The 10,894-nt window shown below is 68.3% G+C and carries 8 protein-coding genes; 3 read left to right on the forward strand and 5 right to left on the reverse strand.

From position 1 onward, the window contains the following. Window positions 1-19 precede the first annotated feature (19 nt). Both AAH979_RS41825 and AAH979_RS41830 read right to left on the reverse strand, forming a co-directional pair. Window positions 20-454 (reverse strand): hypothetical protein, encoded by a 435-nt coding sequence (locus tag AAH979_RS41825; RefSeq protein ID WP_346263658.1) that lies wholly within the window; start codon window positions 452-454, stop codon window positions 20-22. A gap of 187 nt (window positions 455-641) precedes the next feature. After that, the gene (locus AAH979_RS41830) at window positions 642-1,247 is read right to left on the reverse strand and encodes a TetR/AcrR family transcriptional regulator (RefSeq protein ID WP_346263659.1); all 606 of its coding nucleotides are present in this window, start codon (window positions 1,245-1,247) and stop codon (window positions 642-644) included. 141 nt (window positions 1,248-1,388) lie between these two features. Between AAH979_RS41830 and AAH979_RS41835 the strand changes: the two genes are divergently transcribed. Both AAH979_RS41835 and AAH979_RS41840 read left to right on the forward strand, forming a co-directional pair. Further along, entirely contained in the window at window positions 1,389-2,171 is a 783-nt protein-coding gene (locus AAH979_RS41835) for an alpha/beta fold hydrolase (RefSeq protein WP_346263660.1), read from the forward strand. Next, a complete protein-coding gene (locus tag AAH979_RS41840) occupies window positions 2,168-3,364 on the forward strand; it encodes a YbfB/YjiJ family MFS transporter (protein WP_346263661.1) in 1,197 nt (398 codons plus the stop codon). Before AAH979_RS41835 ends, AAH979_RS41840 begins: the two co-directional genes overlap by 4 nt. A 432-nt stretch (window positions 3,365-3,796) precedes the next feature. On the opposite strand, the gene AAH979_RS41845 is transcribed toward AAH979_RS41840, so the two are convergent. From AAH979_RS41845 to AAH979_RS41855, 3 genes are all read right to left on the reverse strand, one after another. Further along, entirely contained in the window at window positions 3,797-5,416 is a 1,620-nt protein-coding gene (locus AAH979_RS41845; protein ID WP_346263662.1) for a CBM35 domain-containing protein, read from the reverse strand. Between the two features lie 411 nt (window positions 5,417-5,827). Continuing rightward, the gene (locus AAH979_RS41850; RefSeq protein ID WP_346263663.1) at window positions 5,828-6,988 is read right to left on the reverse strand and encodes a pectate lyase; all 1,161 of its coding nucleotides are present in this window, start codon (window positions 6,986-6,988) and stop codon (window positions 5,828-5,830) included. A 350-nt stretch (window positions 6,989-7,338) separates the two neighbouring features. Next, window positions 7,339-8,415, reverse strand: coding sequence for a pectate lyase (locus tag AAH979_RS41855; RefSeq protein WP_346263664.1), 1,077 nt, complete (start codon window positions 8,413-8,415; stop codon window positions 7,339-7,341). Between the two features lie 257 nt (window positions 8,416-8,672). Here AAH979_RS41855 and AAH979_RS41860 point away from each other — a divergent pair. Continuing rightward, window positions 8,673-10,894: sigma-70 family RNA polymerase sigma factor (locus tag AAH979_RS41860; RefSeq protein ID WP_346263665.1), on the forward strand; the 2,222-nt coding region annotated here is incomplete at its 3' end.

Below are 10,894 nucleotides of genomic sequence, written 5' to 3' on the forward strand. Positions count from 1 at the left end.
TCGACATGTGTCCTCCCATTCAGGCTGCGCGCAGGGGAGCGACAGCCTGGGTCCAGGCGATGACTTCGGTGAGCAGTTGATGGAGGGCCGCGGTGTGGCGATCGGCGGGGGTGAAGCTGGTGAAGGATTCGAAATCGGCCACCAGGGAGAGGTTGAGTTGGGTACGAACCGTCGCGATGTGCAGGCCCGCGGCGATGAGGCGAAGGTGCTCCACGGCGCGGGCTGCCGCTGACGTTGCTCCACGGGTCGAGTACGAGCTCACCGCGCTCGGCCGCTCCCTCGCCGAGGCCGTCGACCACCTCGTCCTCTGGGTGCGTACCCACCAGTCCGCCATCGTCGACAACCGCGCCTCCTTCGACAGCAGCAACCGACGGTAACGGCACTCGGTGACCCCGGCGCTGCCCGCCTGGTCGAAGCCGGGCGGCCCGGGAAGCGGGGGCAGCGGCCAGCCCACGCCGAGGAACGTCGGCCCCGCAGAGCAGACGAGGTCGCCGTCCGGTCGGTCAGCCGGGACGGATTCGCTGATGGACGATCCGGTGACCCGGCCCCTCTGGTCGCAGAAGAGGGCCGCAGCTGAGATAGCCGCAGGCCAGCGGAGACGGGCCGAACCGTGGCGCCTGGACCGACCTGTGTAACACGCATCAGCAGGAATTGTCGGCGCGCTGTTTGGCCGCGTTGCTCAGGAGGGCGAGGGCCGCCTCCCGGGCGTCGTCGGCAGCGCCGGGGCCTTCGAGGTGGTCGGCGACGACGGTCGCGCCTTCCAGGAGCAGGAGGAGCTGCCGTCCCAGAGCGCCGGGATTCGCGGCTCCGGCTCGGGTGGCGATCGCAGTGAAAAGGTCCAGGTAACGACCGAGATGACGGGCGGCGATGGTGCTGGCCGGAGCGGTGTGGTGCTGGGTGGCGGCGTTCACGATCGCGCAGCCGCGGAAGCCGGGTTCGTTGTACCAGAGGCGGAGGGCGTCGAAGACCGCGGCGAGCTGGGCCGCCGGCTCGTCGCCCGCGTCGACGGCGGCCCGGGCCAGCCAGCGTGTGACACGGTCGCTGCGGGCTTCCAGGACGGAGCGGACGAGTCCGTCCTTGGACCCGAAGTGGCGGTACAGCGTCTCCTTGGAGATGCCCGCCTCGGCGCACAACTCCGCGATCCCCACGCCGTCGAGCCCTCGCGCGTAGAGGATGCCTTCCGCGGTGCGAACGATCGCCGCCCGGGTGCGGTCAGGGTCCAAGGTGCTGCCTTTGGGAACAGGCATGCGGAAGATGGTACCAGTCGGTTCGATGGTCTGCTAACCTCCGGATCGAACCGATCGGTTCTATCTAAGGAGCATGCTGTGCCGGACCCGCTCGTTACTGATCCCGTCCACGTGCAGGGACCTCCCGCGCGCACGGTGCCCGTGACCTTTCAGAGTGCGGGCGCAACGCTGCTGGGCGTCTTGCACCTGCCGTCCGGCCCCGGCCCGCACCCCGTGGTAGTCCTGCTGCACGGCTTCCCAGGGCATGAGCGGAATTTCGACCTCGCGCAGGCGTTGCGTCGAGCCGGCTACGCCACGCTGGTGTTCCACTACCGCGGCTCGTGGGGGATGGACGGCTGCTGGTCGTGGGCGCACGTGCTGGAGGATTCGGCTCGCGTGGTCGCCCGCCTGCGCGAGCCCGAGGCGGCCACTGCCCACGCTCTCGACCCGGGCCGGCTGGCCGTCATCGGCCACAGCCCGGGCGGTTTCGCCGCGTTGATGACCGCGGCCGCCGATCCCGGCGTGGCCGCAGTCGGCTCGGTGGCCGGGTTCGACTTCGGGACAGCCGCCGCCGCCTGCCGGTCCGACCCGGCGGTCCGAGCCGCCTACCTCGAAGACTGGGCCGGCGAACTGCTCCCCCTGACCGGCACCAGTGCGCAGGCGCTGGTCACGGAGATGGAGGCAGCGGGGAACTCGTGGAGCCTGGCCCACCTCGCGCCACGGCTAGCCACCCGCCCCGTGCTACTGATCGGCACCGACCACGACACTGTCACCCCCGCCGACACCCACCACCGGCCACTGGTGGACGCCTACCGCGCCCACCCCGTTCCGGGCATCGAGCACCACGTCTTCCGCACCGACCACGCCCTGTCCGACCATCGAGTCGCCCTCGCCCGTACGGTGATCGCCTTCCTCGACCGGCACGTGAGAGACACCACCCGGTGAACCTGATTCCCACCCCTGCCGAGGCCACCGGTTCGCTCCGCCCGCAAGCTCCGGCGTATCGCTGGACCGCCGCACGACTCGCCCTGGGAACCGCGTCGGCCCTGGGGATCTCCCGCTTCGCCTACGGCCTGCTCCTGCCGGCCATGCGAACCGATCTGCACTGGAGCCTTGCCCAAGCCGGTGCGCTGACGACCGCCAACAGCGTCGGCTACCTTCTGGGAGCCGTACTCGCCGGCGTGGCGGCGCGGCGGTGGGGGCCCACGGCGATCTTCCGCCTAGGCATGATGATCACTGCCCTGGCCCTGGCCGGCACCGCGCTGAGCAGCGTATACCTGGCGCTGCTCACCGCACGCGCGGCGGCAGGCATCGGCGGCGCCCTGGTCTTCGTCGCTGGAGGCGTGATCGCTTCGCGCCGCGCCGCCGCCGCGCGCTCGCCCGCCCCGATCACGATCTACTTCTCCGGCGCAGGGCTTGGCATCGCCGTCAGCGGAGCATCGCTGCCGAGCCTGATGACGCACACCCCGCACGCCTGGCCGATGGCCTGGATCGGCCTGGCCGCCCTCGCCCTCCTGGCTACCGTCGCTAGCTGGAGCGCCGCACGAGTCGACGAACCCGAGCTCCAGTCGGCCACAGGCCAACGCCGGTTACGACGGCTGTGGCGCACCGGCGTCGCTTACCTACTCTTCGCCGCCGGATACATCGCCTACATCACGTTCCTGTCAGCCGCCCTGGCCCACGAGCACACGCCCATATGGCAGATCAGCATGCTGTGGACCCTACTGGGGACAAGTGCCATGGCCGCACCCCGCTTGTGGAGTCCCCTGATCGCCGCATGGCCGCCAGCCCGCGTCCTCACCACCCTGCTAGCCCTCCTCGCCGGCGCGAGCGTCCTCACCCTCGTCAGTTCGTCATACGCCGTCCTCGCCGTCTCGGTCCTGACCTACGGCGGCACCTTCATGACCGTTCCGGCCGCCGTCACCGCGACCATCCGCAGCACGACCCGCCCCGAAGACTGGGCACCCACCCTCTCCGCTTTCACCACAGTCTTCGCCGCCGGCCAGACCATCGGCCCGTGGGCGGCCGGCACCATCGCCGACCATTCCTCGACCGACGCCACGCTCGTCTGGACCGCTGCACTGTGCGCCTCAGCCGCACTTGTCGCGGCAACCCAAAGACCGGAAACCCTGCGATAGACAAGTCCGCCCCGATCCGGCGAAGCGGCGCCAGGAAAATCGACGACCTGTGGGCCCCCGAAGGCCGCTACGTCGACCCGCTGGCCGTCGCCGAGGGCCGGGAGGCGATCGACGCGATCTCATGTGACCTCCTCGAGGGGTGGCGGGATTCCAATCGATGAGCCTGGACGACCGTTGGCACGGGCCGGCAAACCTGAGCGCCCGCGGGCGCTCATGGTGGCAGTTGGTCGGTCCTGCCCGGCGTTGCGGCGCTCGGCCGTGTTGAGGCGGCTGGCGTGGGCGGTGCTGCGGCCTGGGATGGGCCTGGTGGGCCTCGCCGGACGAACCGGATAGGCCCACCAGGGACATGACGCCAGCCTTGACGCGGTCGACTGTCGTGCCTTCTGCCCGTTCGACAGTGTCGGATGGTGAAGTCGGGTGTTTGGTGTTGGGTTAGAGGGTGACGGTTCGTCCGCCGATGGTGACGACGAGGCGGCCGTCTGCAGCGAAGGACCAGCTCAGGGAGCCGCTGAAGTTGGTGCAGCGGGAGCCGTTGGTGCCGGCCCAGAACTGGTTGGAGGCGTCGCTGCTGCCGATGATCCGGTCGTTGGATCCGCTGTCGCAGGAGGTGTTGTTGCGGAACACCGAGGTGCCGCCGTCGAAGTTGAAGTTGCGTTCGGTGTTGTCGATGCCGAGGTTGTTCGAGATCGTCATCGAGCCGGGGTTGCGGTTGAACGTGAACCCGTGCTTGCCATTGTTGTAGGCGATGGTGCGGCGTACGACGTGGTTGACCGCGATGTCCTCGCCGCCGAGCTTGAAGCCGTTGCGGTCGCCGTTGCCGGCCTGGCCACCGTTGGACAGGGTGCCGTTGTCGTAGGCCAGGGAGTCCTCGATGGTGACCGCGCCGATGGCGCCGGTGTCCGACTTGGTGTACAGGTCGTAGCCGTCGTCGATGTTGTTGTGGGCCACGGTGTAGCGGAACACGTTGCCGGGGCCGACGGTGAGCTTGGGAGCGAAGCCGTCGGCGTCCTCACCGTCGGAGTCGACGTTGTCGTGCGACTCCGAACTCACGATGAGGTTGTTGGACGGCCACTGCTCCCGCGGTGCGCCGGCAATCAGCCGCGACAGTTGCAGGCCGGAGTCGCGGTTGTACCGGGTGATCGTGCGTTCGATGATGTTGTTGTTGCCGGCCAGCAGGATCCCGTTGTCGCCGGCGCGTTCGACGATGATGCCGTTGATGTGCCAGAAGTTGCCGCCCACGGCCAGCCCGCGGTTGGCCGGGTCCTCGGCCTGCGCAGAGAAGTTGAGCACGGGCCGCTCGCCAGGGAAGGCGAACAGATTCTTACGGGCACTCGCGGTGCCGTTGTTGCCCTGCGCGATGGTGACCGTCTGGGAGAAGTTGTAGGTACCGCCGCGGATGTAGATCGTCCCGCCGGGCGCGATGCGGGTGATCGCCGAGGTCAGCGTCGTCGGGCTCGCCTGCGTACCGGCAGCGCTGTCACTGCCGTTCGGCGCCACGTACAGCGTGTCCCCAGCCGGTGGCGGCGTGGTGGGTGGCGGGGTCGTCGTCGGCGGCGGGGTCGTCGGTGGCGTGCCGTCCGTCGTGACGTCGAGGTAGTCGATGTTCGCCAGGCCAGTCGAGCTGGTCGGGGTGAGCCGGATCGTGTTGTTGCCCGCGTTCAGGGTCGCGGTCAACGTCTTGGTGACCCAGGTGGTCCACGCACCCGTGCCTTCGAATGGCACCGATTGCACGGTCGTGCCGTTGACGATCAGGTTGGCGGCGCGGCTGGTGGTGGTGCCGTTGGCGAACCGCACCCCCAGTGTCGCGGTGCCGGCCGCGGCGGCGTTCACCGTGAACTGGACGAAGCCGCTGGTGGAGTTGGTGCCGTTGCAGAAGCCCGAGCCGGAGAACCCGGAGTGCTCGCTGTCGATCGTGCCGGTGCAGACCGCCGGGGAGGTCTCGGCCTCGTAGTGGGTGGTCGCGGCGAACGCCGAGCCGGTGGCCCAAACGCCCGCCGCCCCCACTGCCACGGCGGCGGTGGCGCCGGCGATCAGGACCTTGAATCTCGTCATCTGTGTGTCTCCAAAGTGTGCGTACGGTGTGGGCATGTGCCCTGGCTGCCCAGACGCCGCAGAGGGTCGCGGTCCGCGTCCTTGTGCCCGGTCACGAGACCGAAACATCGATGAAACCCCAGCGTATGGAAAGCGCTTTCCAGCCTCAAGGGTTGGCGTTTGCAGGTTTGTTGCAGGCCACGTCGCCTGCGGCGTCCATGCCGTGGGCCGTCTTTGGTGCCGCCGCCTCGTGGATGTGTGTCACGAACGACTTGCCGCGCTCGAAGGACGAGTCGCGACTCGGGTGTCGCGGCCGTCCGATCCGACAGTTTTTGTGCCCCGCACCCCCGGGTGGGGTGGGCCGGGGGGGTGCGGGGCGGGGCAGCGGCGGCTACCCGCTTTGGTGGTGCCTAGAGGCCACCTGCTCGGTGCCTACCGGTACGTGATGTCGGATGGGGAGTACAGGCAGTTGGTGCTGTCCGGGCCGGTGCCCACTACGGGCGGGTCACCACCGCCCTCGTTGCCCGTGTACTTACGGCAGATCACCATGCTGCGGCTGGAGTCGTTCACGATCGTGATCCCGCTGAACCGTGCCGTGTCACCGTAGTTCGTGTTGATGCTCGCCACGGTGCTGCCCGGCCGGGTCAACGTCACGTTCTGGATCTCGACGTTGCGTCGGTGCTGGGTGGAGCAATTGCCGCACGACCGGTAGAAGGTGCCGAAGTTCGTGGCCTGGAAGTTCCGGATGGTCACCGTCCCAGGTCCGTTGTGCTGGAACACCTTGTCGTTGGCCGACCGGGCGCCACCGCCGTCGACCAGGAAGCTCGGCGAGCCGCTGCCACGGAAGGTCGCGGCGTCCTCGCCCACGTCCTCCCACCACACGTTCCGCAGCGTGCACGGGCCGGAGCAGTGCACCCCGTCACCAGCCGGCGCACCAATGATCACATTCTGCAGCGTCGCCCCGGAGGCGAGCTGGAACATCGGATCCTGGCTCTCCTCCTGGCTACCGTCGCCGATGCAGCAGTACCGGCGCATCCCACCGTCGAAGGTGCCGGACACCGAAATGGTGCCGTCAACCGAACTCTGTCCGGTCGGCGTCGGCCACGACGTCGGCGGCGGGGTGGTCGGTGGTGGTGTGGTGGGGTTGGGCGGTGGTGTGGTCGGGTCGGTCCCGCCGGTGCAGGTGACTCCGTTGACCGCGAAGCTGCTCGGCGCCGGGTTGCTGCTGTTGTTCCAGGTGCCGTTGAAACCGAACGAGGCTGAGGCGCTGGTGGCCAGGTTGCCGTTGTAGCCGACGTTCACGGCCCGCACCGAGTCGCCGCTTTGGGTGACCGTGGCGTTCCACGCCTGTGTGATCGTCTGTCCGGCCGAGAACGACCAGGTGAGTTGCCAGGACGTGAGGGGGTCACCGACGTTGGTGAGGGTGACGTTGCCGGAGAAGCCCCCGGGCCATTGTGAGCCGACCGAGTAGGCGACCCGGCAGCCGACGGCCGCTTGGGCCACACCGGTGGTGACGATCACCCCGGTCGCGGCCATCGCGGCGACGGCGACCGTGGAGGTCCACAACGCCCTTCGGCGCTGTCGATGGGACATGGCGTACTCCATCTGTTCACGGGTGGAAGCCACCTGCTGGCGGCACCGTTGCCCGACGGTGCCGCAGGTGGCGCTGACATACGCCCGGACGGTCAGCCGCAAGGCCGACACCAGTTACGCCCACCGGGGGCGGTAAGCGCTTCCCGCCATCGAAACTCGATCCGGCATCCCGCCAGGAAAGCGCTTACCTAAGCTATACTTATATCTCTATATGTCAACTGCTTGGTGGGGCCTGCGGGGGCCGGTCGTTGACGCGAATCGCCGCCTGGAGCCCGCCCTCCAGGTGCCATGGCGAGTTCGCGCGCTGCCGGCTGCCTGGGACGCGTCACCGTCCCGGCGGTGGACACCAGCTACAGCTTGCCGGCGCCCGCGCCGGCGCTTACCAGGGCCGGGACGTCCTGGCAGGGCTGCAGCTGATAGCTGTAGGGGATGGGGTTGACGCTGCCGGCGGTCTGTGACGTGCCGGAGTTGGCGAAGCAGTTGTTGAGGGACACGAGGTTGCCGTTGGTGCCGCCGCCGCCGCTGAGTTGGAAGGGCACGGCGACGCCTTGGAAGTAGTTGCCTTCCACGAGGATGCCCGCGCCTACGGTGGACCGGACGCCGTACTTGCTGATGTCGCGGTAGTAGTTGTTGTAGACGTGCACCGGGTTGCCGAAGCGCACCCAGGGATTGCGCTCGACGGTGCCGTCGAAGAAGTTGTGGTGGTAGGTGATGTTCAGCCGGCCGCGGTCCTGCGAGGCGTTGTCGGCGTTGTGGCCGGCCAGCATGTTCTTGCCGTGGGTGCTGTGGTTCCAGGAGATGGTGACGTACGACGAGCCTCGCTTGACGTCGGCGGCTCCGTCGTAGCCGCCGACGAACGTGTTGTGGTCGATCCAGACGTGATGGGAGAACATCTGGACATTGACCGCGTCGTCGGCCCAGTCGTCGAAGGTCAGGTTCTGGATGATGACGTTGTGGACCCGGTTGGCCGGCGGTGAGGTGATGCCGTCGTTGGCTCCCAGCCCGATGTTCAGGCCGCCGCCGGTGAAGCCGGAGTGGGCGCCGAGCCCGACGATGGTCTTGTCCGAGGTGACGTTGTGCATGGGTCCGGGCAGCGCGATCATCCCGTCGACCTCGATGATCAGCGGTCCGGTCCGCGCGATCGCGGCCAGGAACGCGCTGGCGGTGTTCACCCTTACCGTCGGGCCGCCGGCACCGCCCGTGGTGCCGTCCTGTCCCCACCCGGCGATCGCGGCGAAGCCGGTCGGCGCACCGATCGCACCCGACGCTTGGACCGTCGATGCCGCCGCGACCTGGCGCGTGGCGGGGTCCGCTCCGGCGCTGGTCGAGGTGAGCGCGGCGACCAACGCGGCGACCAACGCGCCGGCCGTGCCGGCGGCGAACGCGCCGCGCCGCGCTCGTTTGCTGTGGAGCTTGGGTCGGCTCATGAGATGACCTCCTCGAGGGTTGGGGGGACGTTCGTGGGCGTGTCAGGGATCGGCCCGCCGATCGTGCTACCAGCACAGACGCCGCTGAGCCTGGTACGTCGCATGCTTCTCCTCAGACACGTAAGCCCTTGTCCCGCGACTGCGACCTGACGGGCACATGCGGGTTTCTCATGAGACGTTCGGCGGGCCACCCGGGTAACAAGAAAATGTCGACCTCGTGTCCGCGCCGCTGCGGGGCCTCGCCGCACGTTGCGTCGATGGGTCGGCTACGCGCCGCTTTACAACCCCGAGCTGATCATGTGACCATATGCCTACCAATCCACGGTCGTGGATTGGTAGGCATATGGTGGCGGTCACCGGCCCGCGCTGTAGTCGACGAACAGAGCAGCCCGAGGGGAACCACTGGGGTGGCGGAACAACATGCCGCAACCTCCGTCCGCGGCATGGCGGAACTGGTTGAAGCCGCCCAGGCAGGCGACGAGGCGGCCCTGACCGAGCTGATCTCTGCCCACCTGCCGTTGATCTACAACTACATCGGCAGGGCACTCAACGGACACCCCGACGTTGACGACCTGGTCCAGGAAACGATGATCCTGGCCATGCGCGGCCTGCCGCGGCTGCGCGAGCCTGAACGGTTCCGATCCTGGCTGGCAATGATCGCGTACCGGCAGGTCCACGGGTACGTGCGGAACTGGCAGCGAACGCTTCGGCGGCGAACAGAGTTACCACCGGACCTGCTCGATCCGGGCAGCGACTTCGTCGAGCGGACCGTGACCGAGCTTGAGCTCAGTGGTCAACGCCGTGAGGTGGCGCAGGCGGCCCGGTGGCTCAGCGACACCGACCGCAACCTTCTGGCGCTGTGGTGGCAGGAGGCGACCGGCGAGCTGACCCGGACCGAACTAGCTACGGCTCTGGCTGTCGACATCAAGCATGCCGGCGTGCGCATCCAACGCATGAAGGCCCAGCTCGACGCCGCGCGCGTCGTCGTCCGGGCGCTGAACGCCACACCGGGCTGCGTCGAACTCACCACCCTCACGAGGAGCTGTCGCGGCCGGCCGCGGTCCGTGTGGCGCAAGCGCCTGATCCGGCACGTCAACAGCTGTCCACACTGCGGCACACACCGCAACGGTCTGCTACCCCCGGAAAGCCTGCTGCACGGGCTCACCCTCATCCCCGTGGCGACCGCGGCCGTGGTCGGCGTCAACAGCTCGGTCACACCACCATCCATCTGGACCGCGATCTACCACGCCGCCGCGAACAAGGTCACCGCGGGCGTGGCCGGCGCCGCGATCTTCATGGGCGGCGGCTTCACCCTCGCCGTCCAGCACTCCCCGCAACCCCAGGCCGATCCTGACGTGGCCGCCGCGCCGCTGACCACCGCCGGCGTATCCACCACCACACCACCTAACCGGCCACCGGCCAGGACACAGACGCCGGGGGTGACCGACGCACACATCTACCTCGCCCCGAACGGCTCCGACTCCGGCACCGGCACCATCGACCGCCCCCTCGCCACACTGCGCAAAGCCGTCACCATGGTCAAGCCCGGCCAGACCATCGCCCTACGCGGCGGCACCTACCAACCCACCGAACCGGTCATCATCACCATCAGCGGCCAACCGACACAGCGCATCACAGTGACCCGCTACCGTGACGAACAGCCCGTCATCGACGCCAGCCGGATCCCGGCCGACCAGTGGACGATCACCCACCGCGCCAACTACTGGACCGTCCAAGGACTGGAGATCAAGAACTCCGGTAGCCACGCCTACGTATGCGAGTCATGCCGCCACAACATCTTCCGCAACCTGTCCATCCACGACAACGTACGGTCCGCTCTGGCGCTCTGGCGCACCGGCACCGTCGGCAACCAGGTACTCGACAGCGACTTCTTCAACAACGTTGACCCCGCCGACCACGGCCGCTCCGGCGTCGGCCTGGAAATCAAGTTCGGCGCCGGTGAAGGCAACGTGATCCGCGGCAACCGCGCATTCAACAACGCCGACAACGGCTTCGACGTCGGCGACTTCGCCAGCCCCATCACCATCGAACACAACTGGGCATACGGCAACGGCGTCAACCGGTGGAAAATCACACCCTGGAGCAGCAACGCCAACGGGTTCCGCCTCGGCGGCGGTGCGTCATCCCCTGCGGCCACCCACCAACTGCGCAACAACGCCGCCTGGGACAACGTCAACCACGGCTTCGCCAGCAGCGGCAACCGCGGCACCATACAACTGCACAACAACACCGCCTACCGCAACGGCGCCGTCGGCTTCCACTTCCCAGACGCCACAACAGTGCTACGTCACAACGCCGCCGCCGATAACACCAGAAGGCCGTCCAGGACGGTCGACGGGAGCACTCTCGACGGCAACACCTGGGACAGCGGCGACAACACCAGCACCATCTTCCAGTCCACCGACCCCACCAGCGCCCAAGGCCCCCGCACACCCGACGGAAAACTCCCACCGACCGA

The organism is Plantactinospora sp. ZYX-F-223 (assembly GCF_039649625.1).
Taxonomy (GTDB): domain Bacteria; phylum Actinomycetota; class Actinomycetes; order Mycobacteriales; family Micromonosporaceae; genus Plantactinospora.